Here is a 17,855-nt window from a genome sequence, read left to right as displayed (position 1 = left end):
TGTCTTCACTCTTACTGAATCCAGACCGGCTTAAATAGCATGCAGATTCTTCAGCGAAATGTCAAGGACAGGAGCAGAATGGGTAAGTGCCCCACTTGATATATAGTCTACTCCAAGAGACGTCAGACGGTCAATATTTTCTTTTGTTACATTTCCGGAACATTCTGTCTCTGCACGTCCGTCAATAATCCGGATTGCCTCCTTCATATCCTCCGGCGACATATTATCCAGCATAATAATATCTGCTCCCGCATCAACAGCCTCACGCACCATATCCAGATTCTCAACTTCTACCTCAATTTTGCGGACAAACGGTGCGTATTCCTTTGCCATTTCCACCGCCTTTGCCACACTTCCTGCCGCTCCGATATGATTGTCTTTTAAAAGCACTCCGTCGGAAAGATTATATCTATGATTGTATCCTCCACCGACACGGACCGCATATTTTTCAAAAATACGCATATTCGGCGTTGTCTTTCTGGTGTCCAGAAGCTTCGTCTTCGTTCCTTCCAGAAGCATTGCAACCGAATGTGTATAAGTCGCAATTCCACTCATTCTCTGCAGATAATTCAGTGCCACCCGTTCCCCTGAGAGCAGCGCACGGATATCGCCTGTAATAATCCCCATCAATTCTCCTTTTTTCACTTCGTCACCGTCTTTACAATAGAAATCTGTCTTCACATTTTCATCCAGAATTTCAAATACTCTGTGAAATACATCCAGCCCGGCAACTACTCCATCCTGTTTGCAGATCAGCTGCACCTCTCCGGTCACCGCTTCTTTCATCACCGCATTAGTGGTCACGTCCTCACTGGAAATGTCCTCCTGCAGTGCTTCTTTTATCAGATGGTCTACATTCAATGTCATCGTAATCTTATTCATTTCTTTTTTCCTCATTCTAAACAGATCTTTTTCTTTTATATTGCCTCTTTACAGAACAGTACAGGATTTACTGCATTTTCCACTCCGGAAATCTTATGTGCCGCACGTTTTGCAAACACCAGGCTCTCAAGTAGAGAATTACTTGCCAGACGGTTCGCCCCATGGACGCCATTGCAGCTGGTCTCTCCAACCGCATACAGATGCTCCATCGAAGTTCTGCTGTCGCTGTCTACCCAGATGCCTCCCATGAAATAGTGTTGTGCAGGAACAACCGGGATCCACTCTTTTGTCACGTCATAGCCTTCTTCCCGGCACCGCTCACAGATATTTGGGAAATGCTCCAGGATCGTATTCTTATCAATATTTTCCATGGAAAGCCATACATGATCCGTTCCGTCTTTTTCCATTTGTTCCCGGATTGCTTTTGTCACCACATCTCTCGGAAGAAGCTCATTTACAAAACGTTCTCCGTCTTTATTATAAAGAACTGCGCCTTCTCCACGGACAGATTCTGAAATCAGAAATCTTCGCCCTGGTTTTGAAGAATACAAAGTTGTCGGGTGGATCTGGACATAATCCAGATGCTCCAGACGGATTCCATGCTTCCTGGAAATATCAAGCGCATCTCCTGTCAGATGTGGAAAGTTTGTAGAATGCTGGTATCTTCCTCCGATTCCACCGCTTGCAAAAATCGTATCCTGTGCATAGATCTTCATCTCTTCACCGTCTGCCGTCTTCGCTAAAATACCTGCGCATTTTCCATTTTTAACAATTATGTCTGTCATAGTTGTATATTCGTGTATTTGTACATTTTTTCGTTTCTTTACATGCATGAGCAGTTTACTCGTAATCTCTTTCCCTGTAATATCTTCATGAAAAAGAATCCTTGGTCTGGAATGCGCACCTTCTCTTGTAAATGCAAGATTTCCGTCTTTTTTAGCAAAATCCACACCATATTCAATCAGATCATGAATAATTTCCTGCGAGCTGCGGATCATAATATCCACCGATTCTTTCCTGTTCTCGTAATGGCCTGCGCGCATTGTATCTTCAAAATATCCCTCATAATCCTCATCATCACGAAGTACACAGATTCCACCCTGTGCCAGAAATGAATCACTGCTTTCCAGATCTGACTTGGTAATCATAAGGATCTGCTTATCCTCCGGAAGATTCAGTACTGAAAACGCTCCACCAACTCCCGTTCCAACGATCACTACATCTGTCTTAATCTCCAACTTTATCCCTCCAATTCCGGTTCTCTTAGCCGGTCACCTGTTGTTTCTTATTTCTGATTTTCCGGTTCTTTTATTTTGCAGCAAGCTCCAGCATTTTCTCTAACGGTTTTTTGGAATTTTCCCGAAGCTTTGCATCTACGTGAACCTCATTTTCACCAGTCTGCAAAACATATAGCACCTTCTCCAGCGTATTCTTTTTCATATTCGGACATACCGGAAGCTTATCCGGATAATAGAATGTCTTCTCCGGGTTCTGTTCCTTCAGCTTGTAGCCCACACCCTCTTCTGTACAGATAATGAATTCCTGACAGTCACTTGCCGTTACATACTGGATGATTCCTGATGTGCTTCCCACGTAATCTGCCATCGCCAGAAGTTCTGCACGGCATTCTCCGTGTGCGACGATCTGTGCCCCTGGATGTCTCCTTTTCACCTCGGCTACATCCTCTGGTTCCATCCGTTCATGAGTCGGACAAAATCCATCATTGTAAACAAAATTTTTTTCCGGTACATGATCGGCCACAAAGTGTGCCAGATTCCGATCCGGAATAAAGAAAATATTCTTGTTCGGAAGTTCTTTTACGATCTTCACTGCATTTGCAGATGTCACACAGACATCCGAGTATTCTTTCAGTGCTGCCGTTGAATTGATATAACAGACAACAGCAAGATCATCATATTCTTTCCGCATCTTCCGGATCGTCTCCACATCTGCCATATGCGCCATCGGACAGTCTGCTGTCATATCCGGCATCAGAATCGTTTTCTCCGGATTCAGGATCTTCGCACTCTCCCCCATAAAGGAAACGCCACAAAATACGATTGTCTTTTCTTGGAGCTTCGTCGCTACCTTGCTCAGGTAAAAAGAATCCCCTATATAATCTGCTATTTCCTGCACCTCCGGCCGCACATAATAATGTGCCAGAATGACAGCATTCTTCTCTTTCTTAAGCTTCTGTATCTTTTCCACCGTTGTCATAACGTGATCCTCCCTTACTGACTCTTTTCTCATCTCTGATCTTTTTGCAGCATAGTGCCCATTATAGCACCGTACTTTACATCTGACAAGACACTTGTTTTATTTCTGTAAAGTTTCGTTTGATATACATATTTTCAGAATCAAAATCATATACATAGAAACAACATCATTTCTTCTGGAGTTTTATGTTTCATTTAATTCTTAAACACCGGAAAAAAATATTTCTGATTCTTCCCTGTTGTCTGCTGGTCATTCTGATTTCTTTTCTGTCTGGCAATGCGTTTTGGAACTCCCTGCATACAGAATCTTCCGACCGGCAATTCCGTACCTTCACACGCAGTCTTTTCCAGACGGAAGTATCCGCAAATACCATCAGTCTTCACTATACCTTGCGTTCTCCTTCTGACTATGGAATCGCGGACATCCCGGCTACATATGGCAGTCTTTCTTCTGATCCCGTTGCAGCGAAAGCTTCTGTCAGAAATGTTCTCTCTTCTCTGCAGGAATTTGATCCCGGCACTCTTTCTTCGGAAAATGCACTGACTTTTAAAATCCTGGATACCTATCTTAAAAATGCATCCACAGGAACAGATTATCTGCTTTATCAGGAGCCTCTCAGCCCCGTATCCGGCATTCATACCCAGCTGCCTGTTCTGCTCTCGGAATACAGCTTTTACGACACACAGGATGTAGAAACCTATCTGGCTCTCTTAAAAGAAACGCCTGCCTATTTTGATTCTGTCATCCGGTTTGAGCAGAAAAAAGCTGCTTCCGGTCTTTTTATGCCGGATTACCAGGCTGACTCTGTTCTGGACACCTGCCAGTCTTTTATCGATATGGGTAAAGAGAATTATCTGATCAGTACATTTAGCGAACGGATCGCGTCACTGGATCTTTTACCTGAAAACAAAAAAGATTCTTTTCAGAAAGAAAATATAAAACTTGTAACAGAAGAGATTTATCCAGCTTATCAAAATCTGATCACCGCTATCAAATCGCTGAAAGGAAAAGGAACGAATGAACAGGGACTTAGCCATTTCCCTTATGGGAAAAAATACTATGAATATCTGGTGCGTCAGACTACCGGCTGCAATGAATCCATTTCCCGTCTGCGACTGATGACCAGGGCACAGATACTGGAAGATCTAAGTGCCATGCAGAAGGTTCTCTTCCCTGCCGATGCAGCACTTACCCAGGCATCCGTTTTGGAGCAGACACCTCCTGATTCCATGCTGGATGATCTCAGGTCTAAAATCACAGATACATTCCCGGAAATTCCTGATGTTGATTTCCAGGTCAAATATGTTCCGGAATCCATGCAGGATTATCTAAGTCCCGCTTTCTATATGATCCCTGCCATTGACAATCTGACGGAAAATGTCATCTATATTAACAACGGACAGACCGCCTCAGGGCTGAATCTCTACACGACTCTTGCTCACGAAGGCTATCCCGGACATCTGTACCAGACTGTCTATTTTTCTGCTTCTGAGCCGGATCCTATCCGGAGTATTCTTGATTTTGGCGGATACGTTGAGGGCTGGGCCACCTATTCGGAAATGATGTCCTACTACCTTGCACCTCTCTCTAAGACGGAAGCATCCCTTCTCCAGAAAAACAGTTCTGTCATTCTTGGACTTTATGCGCTTGCAGACATGGGAATTCATTATGACGGCTGGTCTGTAACTGATACAGTCCGCTTTTTCAGCGATTACGGAATCAATGATGCAAATGCAGTACAGAGTGTCTACGAACTGATCATTGGAAGTCCTGCCAATTATCTGAAATACTATATTGGATACCTGAAATTATATGAATTGAAAAAGGAGATGGCAGATACCCTGGGAAATCAATTCTCTCAAAAAGAATTTCACAGGGCGGTACTGGATGTGGGACCGGCGCCATTTGAGATCGTATATGATGAGGTGGAAAAAAATTTATTAGATTGATCCTGCTTCACACACAAAAAACTATCCTGTGAGAATCCAAAATATTCCCACAGGATAGCCCCTCAAACACATTTTTATATAATTTACACCTGAATCTACAGATCCAGCTTCAGATCATTTTCCTTGATCCAGCCACATTTTCTCATCGGAATCGCAATTGCCCAGGAAAGTACTGCCGGAAGGATGAAACAGATCAACACAAGTCCTGCCCAGTCCATTCCGGTGATTGCAGCCTTTGTTCCCACAGCAATATCATTTACCCAGCCAGTGTACACACCAATCTGTCCGACCAGTCCGCAGGTTCCCATTCCGGATGCCACTGCCGCACCATTCATCTTCAGATGAAAGATACAGGTTGCGACCGGACCGGTAATTGCGGATGCCAGTGTTGGCGGAAGCCAGATTCTCGGATTTCTCACAATGTTTCCCATCTGAAGCATCGAGGTTCCTATTCCCTGTGCAAAAAGACCACCCCATTTATTTTCCTTAAAACTCATAACCGCAAAACCAACCATCTGTGCACAGCAGCCGGCTACAGCAGCACCTCCTGCAAGCCCGGTAAGTGAAAGTGCCGCACAGATCGCTGCACTGCTGATTGGAAGTGTCAGTGCAATACCAACAATCACAGATACGATAATTCCCATGAAAAATGGCTGTAATTCAGTCGCCCACATGATCGCAGTTCCTACGGTACTTGCCGCTGCTCCGATCGCCGGTGCACATCCCAGTGAAAGCAGAACCCCCACACAGATCGTCACAAATGGTGTCACAATAATATCTATTTTTGTTTCTTTTGAAACCAGTTTTCCAAATTCTGCTGCAAAAATCGTAACGACCAAAACCGCAAGAGGTCCTCCGGCACCCCCAAGTTCATTTGCTGCCATTCCGACTGCCGCCAGTGAAAACAATACAAGTGGCGGACACTGAAGTGCTACTCCGATCGAGATTGCCATCGCAGCTCCGGTTGCTCCTTTCGCATAACCGCCTACTGTTACAAGGATTCCTATACCAAGCTGTTCTCCGAGTGTGCTGATGATCGTACCGATCAGAAGCGATGCAAACAGTCCCTGCGCCATTGCACCAAGCGCATCGATTCCGTATCGCTTCGCTGAAAAGATAATATTTTTCTTTCTTAGAAACTCTTTCATAACTTTCTCCTGCTCCTGTCATTCTTTTAGTGTATAATCTACTGTCTTGTCACATGTGATTACTGTGCAATATTATCCACTGTTTTGTAGAATCCGTCAAGAAGATTTTATTTAAATCTCTTATCTTCGCAAAAGTATGATATAACTGATATGACAAAAAAGTAGGAGTGTACATTTTTTAACTGCACACTCCTGCTTTTTATTTCTTATTTTTATTCTTTATGAAAATATACATGATAAGCTTCCATATCTACTTCCGGAAGAGGGATCATCTTCATTCCATTCGCTTCAAACTGTAATTTTCCATCAACCATATGAATTTCTTCTACTGCCGGTGCTGCAAGGAATTCTTTTTCCTCTGAAAGTGCCGCAAGAATATATGGCCCATATGCAAGATTGACAAATGCCGCATCAGACTTGTTATCCAACACACGGAATTCCATCGGAAGTTCCAGTCGGATCACATCTCCGGCTTTCGGATCTGCATCAATTACCAGATATCCATCATGAAGTGCTGTATCTGCAAGAACTTTTCCATTTACAGACACGTTAAAATCCTTCTGCCCCCATGCCGGAATATGGATTTTAAGAACTTTTTTCTGATCCTTTTGGCAACGGATTTCCATTACACCTTCTTCATCCACACTCTGAAGTTCAATCATCGTTTTTCCATTTTCGTCCGTCAGCACGGAATCTACAAGAAGGTTAATGTAAAGCGCATCTTCATCCTGCGCATAAATATTTTCCATATAACGGAATCTGCTCTCCATACCGGTTCCATGACAGCAGGAATTCTCTGAAAGGAAGAATTCTTTTCTGCCACCCGGACCAAGTGGAAGAAAATAAGTCGTTCCACCATCACATTTATGACTACTTGATGTCAGGATATGATTTCTCAGCGTATTATCATAATAATCCATCAGATTGCCGCTTCGCGTATATTCAAATAACTGACTGGTCAGGCGCAGCATATTATAACTTGCACAGCTTTCAGCAGCCTTATCCGTAAGATAAGAACACGTTGTATTTGCACGATGGAACATCTCAGTCTCACCAACCCCACCGATACAATATGTATGTCCACCAGTCACGATATTCCAGAAATTCTTTCCGATTTCCCAATAAATCTCATCACCAGTTGCCCGATACAGATCCATTGCACCGATAATCTGCGGAATATGCTGGTTTGCATGCATATCCTCCAATGTATCGCATTCTTCTTCCATCGGATAGAATAACTTTTCATTTTCAAAAAGTTTTGCAGCCTTCAGATGATTTTCTTTTCCGGTCAGCTCATAGACTTTTACCATTGTTCCAAGCATACCACCAAACTCACCTGCAATATACATTGCCCACATTTTATCCAGTGTTTCTTTTGGCAGACGGGAAAGTCTGTCATATACCCAGTCTCCCATCAAGTCCAAGATCTCTTTTGCCGTCTCATTTCCGGCAAGTACATGACAATCATATAATCCGGACATAATCTTATCCAAAGTATAATACGGAGCCCAGATTTCCGGGTATTTAGTATATACTTCCAGAAGATCGAACTGTTCCTCTGAGTATGCGCTCAAAAATCCTCTGTGATATTTGCCGGTTGCCGCAAATGCATCCTGGCACTTTTTCAGCTCTGCTACCATGTAATTGACTTTATCTAAAAATTTTGGATTGCCGGTTGCTGCAAATGCAAGTGCAATACCTGACAGATAATGTCCGGTCGTGTGCCCTTTCAGTTTACAGCTTTCCTCATCCCAACCGGTCATCGGAGGTGCTCCTTTGGTATCCAGTCCGGTCGCTTTGCGGAAATTATAAAGCATCTGGTCATCGTCAATTCCAAGAAGATATTCTTCCATCAGCTTCTGGTATTTATAATAAAGAGTTCCTTCTTTCAACCGAACCTGTCCAAGTGGAACATAATCCACCTTTTTCTCCGGTCCTTTTACTGGTACTATTTCCTTTTTATAATGGATCTCTGCAGATGCTTCCTTTTCTGTTCCATCAATCACACCTGCAACTGCAACCACTGTCTCTTCTTTTGCCGGCTCATATGTATTCCATTTCACCGGCATTGTCATGCGGCGTCCATCTTCTGTATATGCGATCACAACAGACGGAAGATGTGCTTCTTCACCGACCTGTGCATTAAGGACGACTTTACGTACTTCTTTTACGATATTTTCTTTTGCTTCCTGCAATACGGTCGCCACATATTCTCTTGACTCACTACATCCTTCATAGGTTGCAGTAACCGTCAGTGTAACCTTACGGTTTCCCATGCCATGCAGCGGACGATGTATCTTTCCTGTATTGTCAATAAATCTTTCTTCCCCTGTCTCCCAGGTAAATTGAGCACCATATTTTCCGTTCTCCGGGAGTGTAAGATTGTCATCTACCGTGCTCAGATTCCCAATATAAATTGCATCCAAATCTTTTTTAATAATTTCTGCTGCGTTCATGTTTTGCTCCTTTTCGTATAAAAATTGGATTCGAACCATCTATAGACTATATTCTATGTTTCTCTCCATTCTTTGTCAAGATTTTGCACATTTTTTGTTAATTGTAGTCATTTTTATTGTGCGATATATACATTTTTCAAAAAGATCTGAATACAACATTCGATAATTTTTATATACAACTTTTATTTATACAAGTGCTGCCAACCACACACTCGCTACAAGCCCTGCAAATGTTGCAATAAGTGCTCCGGCAAGAGTATACCTGGTTTTTTTCACCTTTGCTGACATAAAATACACAGACATCGTATAGAAAATCGTTTCCGTACACGCCATCGAAATTGAAGCGATCATTCCGTTTCTCGAATCCGTTCCAAATTCCTTATAGATATCAAGCAATAATCCCGTTGCGGCAGAGGACGAAAACATTTTCACAATCGTAAGCGGAACCAATGCCCCCGGAAATCCAATCTGCTCCGTCACATTTCCAATTATTTCCGATATAAATTCCAGAAAACCCGATGCACGCAAAATCCCCACTGCCGCCATCAATCCGATCAACGTCGGCATCAGCCGCACGACCGTCCAAAATCCACGCTTTGCTCCCTGAATAAAAGTATCATATACATTCACTCCTGCAAAAATTCCATATATAAGAATGGACAAAATCATAAAAGGGACTATAAAGTCAGATATGTATAAAAAAAGGCGCATAAAAACAGCTCCTGGCGAACCACTTTACTAAAAAGTATATTCGCCGGAGCTGTTATTCATTCCGTTTGCTTTATAAAGAAAACTTTTCTATTCCTCATCCGCATACTTCGCAAACCGCTTCTCATTCTGATGGATCACATAATAATACATCACGATCAGCAATGCACTTGCCAGGATCCATGCCGCCGGACTTGCCATGCATACTCCAAAGTAACTCTTCTGCCCTGCCGCGATCATGGCAACAACACCCCTGCCAACCAACTCAGCCACACCAGCCATCATCGGGAGCAGTCCATATCCCATTCCCTGGATTCCATTCCGGTAAACATTTACAACGGTAAGCGGAATAAAGAAAGTACCGACACACTTCAGGTAAATATCCACGGAATGCATAATTTCTGTCAAATCTCCAGACAGGAACAGATACGTCATATATTTTCCAACCGTCATAATGATCGCCGCAACTACGACTGAATAGATACTTCCCATGATCGTAATTGACTTAAATCCCTGACGGATCCTTTTGATCTTACCTGCTCCAATATTTTGTGCGCAATAGGTTGCCATCGTGGTTCCCATCGCAACATATGCCTGCGTCACGATCTGCTCGATCTTATTCGCTGCGGTAAATGCTGCTACCTGTGTGGAGCCAAGCAGATTCAGGGCAGTCTGTACCATCATGGTTCCGATTGCTGTGATCGAATATTGAAGAGCCATCGGAATTCCGACTTCAAGCTGGATCTTCAGCAGATGTCCGCTCGGACGCCAGTCCTCCTTATGTAAATGCAGGATCGGAACCGCCTTCACAATATATACCAGACACAGGATTCCCGAAATCCCCTGTGAAATCACGGTCGCCCATGCCGCACCGGCTGCGCCCATGTGAAATGCAATGATAAATACCATATCCAGCACAATGTTGAGCAGCGCCGCAAGAATCAGGAAATACAGCGGAACCTTGCTGTTACCAAGTGCCCGCAAGACACTGGATAAAAAGTTATATAGCATCTGCGCCGCAATTCCACCACAGATTACCATAATATACGCATAGGCATCCTTGAAAATATCATCCGGCGTCTTCATAATCCCAAGAAGCGGTTTCATTGCCATCATTCCGAACACAGTCATAATAAGAGACATAATAATCGCCAGAATCGCGGCATTTCCTACAGTCTTGCGCATTGCTTTCATATCACCCGCGCCAAATTTCTGTGCCGTAAGTACGGTAAATCCTGCCGTCATTCCCAGAATAAATCCATTGATCAGAAACATGATCGTTCCCGTACTTCCAACAGCCGCAAGTGCTTTGGTTCCCACGAACTTTCCTACGATAATCGTATCTGCCATACTGTAGAACTGCTGAAATACATTTCCAATGAAGATCGGCAGTGTGAAATTAAAAATAATTTTTCCCGGATTCCCGGTCGTCAAATCTTTCTGTAATGTTTTCATATAATCCCTCTGTTTATCTCATTAACATTTTACCTCCCGTCATTATAGAAAAATGTATCTTAAATAGCAATTGTCGTTTTCACGAATTTTCCCCTGTTTCACAAAGTATTTTCCGTTTATTTGACGGAATCTTTGACACCCCAGATTCTATCCTCTATAATAGTTAATATAGAAAAAATTTATCATTTTCAGGAGGCATTGATATGAAACCACTGCCCTTTATCATGCAATATGTCAGACGATACAAATATCGCTATATTGCCGGAATCCTTACTCTTTTTGCTGTAGATGCAGCAAGTGTATTTATTCCAAAACTTACCGGTATCATTACCGATGGTCTTACCGCGCGCAGCATTACCTGGAGTTCCATTCGTACCTGTCTTCTTGGAATCTTTCTGATTGGTCTTCTGCTCGCAGTCGGCCGTTTTTTGTGGCGTTATTTTCTTTTTGGAACCGCACGTATTATCGAGCGCGAACTGCGTAATGAAATGTTTTCCCATCTGGAAACCATGGATGTGGAATACTACAACAGCCACAAAACAGGTGATCTGATGACCCGGTTTACCAGTGACTTAAATGCGGTCCGCATGGCACTTGGTCCTGCTGTCATCTGCATCTTTGATTCCGTAGTCATGACGATCCTGGTTGTCTGCCAGATGATGTATTATGTCAATGTAAAACTGACACTTCTGGCACTGATCCCGATGGTCATCATCTGCCTCGGCTATATGCATTACGGAAAGGTACTGGATGCCCTCTACACCGAACGTCAGGACAGTGTTTCCAATCTTGCCGACTTTATACAGGAAAGCTTCTCCGGGATCCGTGTGATCAAGGCCTTTGTCCGCAAGCAGGCCGAGATCCTTTCTTTTTCCAAAAAGAACCAGGATACCATGGATAAAAGTATGCGCATCGCAAAGCTGGAAGCCATCCTGATCCCGCTTCTGGATGTGATCATCGGATTTTCCAGTCTTGCCTCACTCCTTTATGGGGGGTACCTTGCCCTGATCGGACAGATTACGCTCGGACGCTTCGTAGCTTTCAATCAGTATGTCAATATGCTGGTATGGCCGATGCTCGCCTGTTCCGAAGCTGCCGTCATGTTTTCCCAGGGAACTGCATCCATCCGTCGTGTACAGGAAATTCTGGAAGCGCAGACAAATGTAAAAGATACTGCTTCTGTCACGACTTTAGACACCCTGCACGGGGATATCCGTTTTAACCACCTGACCTTTGCACACCTTGGAAATACTTCTCCGGTACTGCATGATATCAATCTGGACATCCCATCCGGGACAACCCTTGCCATCATCGGGCGCACCGGCAACGGAAAGTCCACTCTGGTCAATCTCCTGCTCCGGCTTTACAACACCGAGCCAGGCATGATTTATCTGGATGACCATGATATCAACACAATTCCGCTGAAAACTCTGCGTGAAAATATTGCTTATGTACCACAGGATAATTTTCTTTTTTCCGATACTCTGAAAGCAAATATTGCATTCGGCACAAAGTCACAGGATATGAGCCGTATTATCGCCGCAGCAAAATCAGCCTGCATTCACGATAATATTGCAAATTTTCCTGACAACTATGATACGATCGTCGGCGAACGTGGCGTTACGCTTTCCGGCGGTCAGAAACAGCGCAGCTCCATCGCCCGCGCCCTGATGAAAAATGCGCCGATCCTGATTCTTGATGACTCCCTTTCCGCTGTCGACACCGATACGGAAGAACATATCCTGCATAATCTCAGGGACGATCGTAAAGGGAAAACAACGATCCTGATCGCACACCGCATTTCCACAGTACAGCATGCCGATCTGATCATGGTACTTGAAAACGGGAAAATGAAAGAGCTTGGAACACACACCGAACTGATTCAGAAAAATGGTATTTATAAAGATATGTTTGAAAAGCAACAGTTGGAAGCTTCCATTGGAGAACAGGAGGTCGCCATAAGATGAAACGACTTTTAAGTTATCTAAAACCGCATAAATGGGTAATGACCCTGGCAACTGTCCTGGTTCTCTTCATCATTGCTGTGGAACTTTACCGCCCGATCATCATCGGAAATGCAATCGACCAGTATATCAATGGTTATTATCATCCGTATGTAGAAGCTGACGTTTCCGCTCCGGACGCTATAAACTGGAACGGTCTTGTATTGTCGCGCAACCAGGCAGTATCCACGGCGGACTCTGCTTCCTTTTATCAGATTTTTCTCTGGAAGGATCACTATTACATGGCAGAAAATCTCACCCGCTCTGAATGTACTGCACTGCAAAATGCCGATACATCTGTTTTAAAAAGTTATGTCAGAGAAGGTGCCCAGAAGCTTACTTCCAATGATCTGAAGGTTTTAAGACAAAATGATTTTAAGGGGATCCTAAAAGCCGGAATTCTGTTTCTTCTGCTGCTTTTTAGCGGATTTTTCCTGAACCTTGCCGACACCTGGCTTTTGCAGAAGATGGGCCAGCAGATTGTGTACAAACTGCGTGAAGAAACATTTACACATATACACAGCCTGTCACTTTCTTTTTTCAATATAACACCGGTTGGAAAGCTCGTAACACGTGTATCTAACGATACTGAAGCAGTCAACGAACTGTTTTCCACCATTCTTGTGAAACTTTTTAAAAACGTTGTAAAGATTATTGGTTACGCTGTTGTCATGCTCTCAATTAATGTGAAAATGGCAGGTATATCCTTCCTGCTTTTACCTCTGGTTGCAATCCTGACTTTTGTTTTCCGGCATCTCTCCAGAAAAGCTTACCAGATCACAAGAAATAAAATCACAGAGCTGAACACCTTCCTGTCCGAACATATTTCCGGTATGAAGCTGATCCAGATCTTTGCACGCGAAAAAGAGAAATACAGTGAATTTGAAGGCAAATCTATGGAACTGTACCGTGCCAATTTCCGCGAGATCATGACTTTTGCGATCTTCCGGCCTTCAATCTATATGGTTTCGGTCATTGCCATGATCCTTGTTATCCGAACCGGAAGCCTTTCTGTGTTAAATGGAAATCTTTCTCTCGGAACTCTGTTCGTGTTTATCACCTACATCAGCTCCTTTTTCGAGCCAATCCAAGAGCTTTCCGAACAGCTTGGAACCCTGCAGTCTTCCATTGCTTCCGCAGAAAAGATTTTCAGTGTTCTTGATGTAAAACCAGAGATCGTATCTCCGGCCGATCCGGCTCCGGTCAATATTCTTGGTGAAATTGAATTCCGCCATGTCTGGTTTGCCTACGAAGAGGAAAATTATATTTTAAAAGATGTGAATTTTGTAATCCATCCGGGTGAAAAGGCTGCTTTTGTCGGCGCTACCGGGGCAGGAAAATCTACAATTTTAAATCTGATCGGAAGATATTTTGATATCCAGAAGGGACAGATCCTGATTGATGGGATTGATATTCATGAAATTGATCTGGATGTGCTCCGCGGTGCGATTGGTCAGGTTCAGCAGGATGTCTTCATCTTCACCGGAGACATCAAAAGTAATATCTCGCTGAATAATGAAGAAATCTCACCGGACGCTGTCAGACGGGCTGCCGAAATTGTAAATGCAGATCCATTTATTCAGAAACTGCCGCACGGATATGATGAGCCGGTCACAGAGCGCGGAAGTACTCTATCTGCCGGTCAGCGCCAGCTTTTGTCCTTCGCACGGACACTTGCTTATGATCCGAAGATCCTTGTTCTCGATGAAGCAACTGCCAACATCGATACAGAAACCGAAACACTGATCACACAGGCACTTGCACGGCTGATGGATGGAAGAACTACGATCATGGTCGCACACCGGCTTTCTACGATCCAGCATGCAGATAAAATTATTGTGATGCATCACGGGGAAATAAAAGAATCCGGAACCCATCAGGAGCTGCTGGCGAAGGATGGGTTGTATAAAAAATTGTATGAATTGCAGTTGATGGATTAGACAATTCTGTCATTTTATTTTATATTGATTTTCTTCTTTATGTTTGTTACCATAAGTTCAAGGTGCTATTTCACTGTGTGCGACTTTTTACAGTCTTGGGTATGTGCGTGGAAAGCATGATTCCAAGACGCAAAAATAACCGCCCATCGTCCTGAGAAAACATGAGCGGTTATTTTTAATAACCAAATAATATCAGGCGAACCGTCATCGGTAGCACCTTTTCTATTTATTATACTAGCATCTTTACACTTTTATGTCAATTTTCTTTACAAGATTTCTTTCGCCCTATGGCATGCAACGGAATGTCCTTTGGAAATCTCCTGGAGTTTCGGGACACCGTTTTTACAGGCTTCTGTCGCATATGGACAACGAGTCACAAAACGGCAGCCCTCCGGGATATTCATCGGACTTGGCAGCTCGCCTTTGAGCTGGATTCTTTTATGTTCTCTTGCTTTTAACGGATCCACGATCGGAATTGCGGAAAGCAGTGCCTTTGTGTACGGATGCATCGGATTGGTATAAAGTTCATTGCTCTCTGCCACCTCAACCAATGTTCCAAGATACATAACTCCGATTCGGGTACTGATGTAACGTACCATTGAAAGGTCATGTGCTGCAAAAAGATACGTCAGACCGAATTCGTTTTGCAGATCTTCCAGCATATTGACGACCTGTGCCTGGATCGATACATCAAGTGCTGCGATCGGCTCATCACATACAATGAATTCCGGATTAACTGAAAGTGCTCTTGCGATTCCGATTCTCTGTCTTTGTCCACCGGAAAATTCATACGGGAATTTATCCATATCTGCTTTTGACATTCCAACTTTATTTAATAAATATTCAATTCTTTCTTCTGCCTCTTTCTCTTCCATTCCGGCTTTTTTAAGAGGTTCATTGATAATTTCGCGAACATTCCAGAATGGATTTAAAGCAGAATACGGATCCTGGAAAATGATCTGCACTTCATCCTTCATCCACTGCAGATTCTTCGCTTTTTCATTTGTAATATCTTTTCCTTTATAGGTTACTTTTCCATCTGTGATATCATACATACGGATCAGGGTACGTTCCAGTGTTGATTTTCCACAGCCTGATTCTCCAACCAGACCAAAAGTTTCACCTTTATTGATTTCAAGGCTTACACCGTCTACCGCTTTTACATACTGCTTACCGCCCATAAATTTATGAACCGGGAAATACTTCTTCAAATCCGTTGCAGATATTAATATTTCTTTATTCATCTATCTCCCCACCTTACTCATTTAAAAAGCACATTGCTCTGTGTGTTTCTGTAAATTCGGTATACTCTGGTTTCTCATTTTTACATCTTTCAGTTGCATACTCACAGCGTTCCGCGAACGGACATCCTTTCGGAGGATCGATCAGTGACGGCGGAAGTCCCGGAATAGACTGTAAACGCTCGCCTTCTTTCAGATCCAGTGAAGGAATTGCTTTCAGAAGTGCCTTTGTATATGGATGCTTTGGTTCATAAAATACTTCTTCAACCGTACCGCTCTCCATCACCAGACCACCATACATAATGATAACCTTACTGCAGACAGTTGCTACTACACCCATATCATGTGTGATCAGCATGATCGAAGTATGGAATTCATCCTTCAGTTCATGTAAAAGATCCAGAATCTGCGCCTGAATCGTAACATCAAGTGCTGTCGTCGGTTCGTCTGCGATCAGCAGCTCCGGTTCGCAGGCAAGTGCCATCGCGATCAGAACTCTCTGGCGCATACCGCCCGAAAATTCATGTGGATACTGTCCGAGTCTGACTTCCGGATTCGGGATACCTACTTTCTTCAGCATTTCTAATGCTTTTTCTTTCGCTTCATTCTTAGAACATTTTTTCTGCCGGATAATAACTTCCTCGATCTGGCTTCCGATTTTCTTCAGTGGATTCAGTGCGGTCATCGGATCCTGGAAAATCATGGTCATCTCTTTTCCACGGACCTTTCTGCATTCTTCATCCGACAGATCTTTTAATTCTCTTTCATTTAAAAAGATAGACTCAGCAGTTCTTTCTGCGTTGTCTGGCAGAATCCCCATAACTGCTTTCATGGTTACAGATTTTCCACTTCCGGATTCTCCAACCAGACCTACGATTTCACCCTGATCTACGCTGAAGCTGACTCCTCTTACAGCCTTTACTTCCTGTCCATGACTTTTAAAAGAAACATTCATATTTTTTACATTTAATACATTCTTCTTACTCATCTTTATCACCTGCTGTAATTCTCGGTTCTACAAACACACGAAGTACATCCCCTAATTTATTGAAAGAATACACGGTCAGAATGATCAGAATGCCCGGCAGAACTGCCATATAAGGTGCCTTCTGAAGATACTGCTGTGAGCTCTGGAGCAGACTTCCCCAGCTGGACATCGGTGCCGCAACACCAAGTCCCAGGAAGCTAAGTGAACTTTCTACCATGATCGCACTTGCTATCTGCGCTGTTGCTGCTGTGATGATCGTTGGAAATACGGTCGGAAATACGTGTGACATGATAACCTTTCCAGAAGGAATTCCGATAAAATCTGCGTACTGCACATACTCCCTCTCTTTTGCAGAAAGCACTTCCGAACGCACCAGTCTGGCAATTTCCATCCAGCTGAACAGACCAATTACAATAATAATAGATACAAGACCTTTCTTAAATAACAGTCCGACAACGGTTACCATAATGATCCATGGAATAGAACTGAACACATCAACAATACGCATCAGAATATTATCCACAATTCCGCCAAAATAGCCCGCTACCATACCAACGGTTACACCAATTACAATCGAAGTCAGCATCGCCAGTACCCCAACAACCAGTGATACACGTCCACCGTATAATACACGGATAAAATAATCCCGTCCCAGCTCATCTGTTCCAAACCAGTGTGCAGATGACGGTGACTGCAGTTTATGCGCTACGTCAAGAGCATCCGGATCTACACTGCTGAATACAACAAAAACACTGACTAAAATAATTGCAATCAAATATACCGCCGCAAAAATAGCCAGCTTATTATGTTTAAACTCATATTTTACATTCTCAAGTCTTCTGTTCTTCTTTTTCATCTTTACCCCCCT

13 protein-coding genes are annotated in these 17,855 nt (G+C 43.3%); 3 read left to right on the top strand and 10 right to left on the bottom strand.

Annotated features, from left to right (window positions below; translation table 11 throughout):
- Nucleotides 1–30 precede the first annotated feature (30 nt).
- The 3 genes from nadC to nadA form a co-directional block, all read right to left on the bottom strand.
- Nucleotides 31–882 (bottom strand): carboxylating nicotinate-nucleotide diphosphorylase, encoded by an 852-nt coding sequence (gene nadC / locus PGU50_RS06295; protein WP_022220419.1) that lies wholly within the window; start codon nt 880–882, stop codon nt 31–33.
- Nucleotides 883–917: 35 nt separating this feature from the next.
- Nucleotides 918–2,120 carry an L-aspartate oxidase gene (locus PGU50_RS06290; RefSeq protein WP_270246465.1) on the bottom strand — a complete coding sequence of 401 codons (1,203 nt, stop codon included), beginning with the start codon at nt 2,118–2,120 and terminating at the stop codon, nt 918–920.
- Nucleotides 2,121–2,190: 70 nt separating this feature from the next.
- The gene (gene nadA / locus PGU50_RS06285) at nt 2,191–3,099 is read right to left on the bottom strand and encodes a quinolinate synthase NadA (protein WP_270246463.1); all 909 of its coding nucleotides are present in this window, start codon (nt 3,097–3,099) and stop codon (nt 2,191–2,193) included.
- Between the two features lie 185 nt (nt 3,100–3,284).
- Here nadA and PGU50_RS06280 point away from each other — a divergent pair, with 185 nt between their 5' ends.
- Nucleotides 3,285–5,048, top strand: coding sequence for a DUF885 domain-containing protein (locus PGU50_RS06280; RefSeq protein ID WP_270246462.1), 1,764 nt, complete (start codon nt 3,285–3,287; stop codon nt 5,046–5,048).
- A 95-nt stretch (nt 5,049–5,143) separates the two neighbouring features.
- On the opposite strand, the gene PGU50_RS06275 is transcribed toward PGU50_RS06280, so the two are convergent.
- From PGU50_RS06275 to PGU50_RS06260, 4 genes are all read right to left on the bottom strand, one after another.
- On the bottom strand, nt 5,144–6,196 hold the full coding sequence (locus PGU50_RS06275) for a PTS transporter subunit IIC (RefSeq protein ID WP_270246461.1): 1,053 nt from the start codon (nt 6,194–6,196) through the stop codon (nt 5,144–5,146).
- A 212-nt stretch (nt 6,197–6,408) separates the two neighbouring features.
- A complete protein-coding gene (locus tag PGU50_RS06270; protein WP_270246460.1) occupies nt 6,409–8,652 on the bottom strand; it encodes a beta-L-arabinofuranosidase domain-containing protein in 2,244 nt (747 codons plus the stop codon).
- Nucleotides 8,653–8,838: 186 nt separating this feature from the next.
- A complete protein-coding gene (locus PGU50_RS06265) occupies nt 8,839–9,363 on the bottom strand; it encodes a spore maturation protein (protein ID WP_173690353.1) in 525 nt (174 codons plus the stop codon).
- 87 nt (nt 9,364–9,450) lie between these two features.
- Nucleotides 9,451–10,815: an MATE family efflux transporter gene (locus PGU50_RS06260; protein WP_270246459.1), complete on the bottom strand. Its 1,365-nt coding sequence runs from the start codon at nt 10,813–10,815 to the stop codon at nt 9,451–9,453.
- Nucleotides 10,816–11,018: 203 nt separating this feature from the next.
- On the opposite strand from PGU50_RS06260, the gene PGU50_RS06255 reads away from it, so the two are divergent.
- Nucleotides 11,019–12,782: an ABC transporter ATP-binding protein gene (locus PGU50_RS06255; RefSeq protein WP_270246457.1), complete on the top strand. Its 1,764-nt coding sequence runs from the start codon at nt 11,019–11,021 to the stop codon at nt 12,780–12,782.
- Nucleotides 12,779–14,758 (top strand): ABC transporter ATP-binding protein, encoded by a 1,980-nt coding sequence (locus PGU50_RS06250; protein ID WP_270246455.1) that lies wholly within the window; start codon nt 12,779–12,781, stop codon nt 14,756–14,758. Before PGU50_RS06255 ends, PGU50_RS06250 begins: the two co-directional genes overlap by 4 nt.
- Nucleotides 14,759–15,024: 266 nt before the next feature.
- Here PGU50_RS06250 and PGU50_RS06245 read toward each other — a convergent pair whose 3' ends face one another.
- From PGU50_RS06245 to PGU50_RS06235, 3 genes are read right to left on the bottom strand one after another with little or no spacing between them, the layout of a single operon-like run.
- A complete protein-coding gene (locus tag PGU50_RS06245; RefSeq protein ID WP_117824653.1) occupies nt 15,025–16,002 on the bottom strand; it encodes an ABC transporter ATP-binding protein in 978 nt (325 codons plus the stop codon).
- A gap of 13 nt (nt 16,003–16,015) precedes the next feature.
- On the bottom strand, nt 16,016–16,987 hold the full coding sequence (locus PGU50_RS06240; protein ID WP_270246454.1) for an ABC transporter ATP-binding protein: 972 nt from the start codon (nt 16,985–16,987) through the stop codon (nt 16,016–16,018).
- Nucleotides 16,980–17,843: an ABC transporter permease gene (locus tag PGU50_RS06235; RefSeq protein ID WP_117824651.1), complete on the bottom strand. Its 864-nt coding sequence runs from the start codon at nt 17,841–17,843 to the stop codon at nt 16,980–16,982. Before PGU50_RS06235 ends, PGU50_RS06240 begins: the two co-directional genes overlap by 8 nt.
- Nucleotides 17,844–17,855 lie beyond the last annotated feature (12 nt).

The sequence above is a fragment of the Coprococcus sp. AM11-30B genome, from assembly GCF_027674365.1.
GTDB classification, from domain to species: Bacteria; Bacillota; Clostridia; order Lachnospirales; family Lachnospiraceae; genus Allocoprococcus; species Allocoprococcus comes.
The sequence above is the reverse complement of the archived record's forward strand: the minus strand, read 5'-3'. Positions and strand labels throughout refer to the sequence as shown.

Bases quoted from the DNA above. Each gene is read 5' to 3' on its own strand.
- PGU50_RS06270 (WP_270246460.1), bottom strand. From the start codon at position 8,652: ATGAACGCAGCAGAAATTATTAAAAAAGATTTGGATGCAATTTATATT.
- PGU50_RS06245 (WP_117824653.1), bottom strand. From the start codon at position 16,002: ATGAATAAAGAAATATTAATATCTGCAACGGATTTGAAGAAGTATTTC.
- PGU50_RS06265 (WP_173690353.1), bottom strand. From the start codon at position 9,363: ATGCGCCTTTTTTTATACATATCTGACTTTATAGTCCCTTTTATGATT.
- PGU50_RS06240 (WP_270246454.1), bottom strand. From the start codon at position 16,987: ATGAGTAAGAAGAATGTATTAAATGTAAAAAATATGAATGTTTCTTTT.
- PGU50_RS06255 (WP_270246457.1), top strand. From the start codon at position 11,019: ATGAAACCACTGCCCTTTATCATGCAATATGTCAGACGATACAAATAT.
- nadA (WP_270246463.1), bottom strand. From the start codon at position 3,099: ATGACAACGGTGGAAAAGATACAGAAGCTTAAGAAAGAGAAGAATGCT.
- nadC (WP_022220419.1), bottom strand. From the start codon at position 882: ATGAATAAGATTACGATGACATTGAATGTAGACCATCTGATAAAAGAA.
- PGU50_RS06280 (WP_270246462.1), top strand. From the start codon at position 3,285: ATGTTTCATTTAATTCTTAAACACCGGAAAAAAATATTTCTGATTCTT.
- PGU50_RS06260 (WP_270246459.1), bottom strand. From the start codon at position 10,815: ATGAAAACATTACAGAAAGATTTGACGACCGGGAATCCGGGAAAAATT.
- PGU50_RS06275 (WP_270246461.1), bottom strand. From the start codon at position 6,196: ATGAAAGAGTTTCTAAGAAAGAAAAATATTATCTTTTCAGCGAAGCGA.
- PGU50_RS06235 (WP_117824651.1), bottom strand. From the start codon at position 17,843: ATGAAAAAGAAGAACAGAAGACTTGAGAATGTAAAATATGAGTTTAAA.
- PGU50_RS06250 (WP_270246455.1), top strand. From the start codon at position 12,779: ATGAAACGACTTTTAAGTTATCTAAAACCGCATAAATGGGTAATGACC.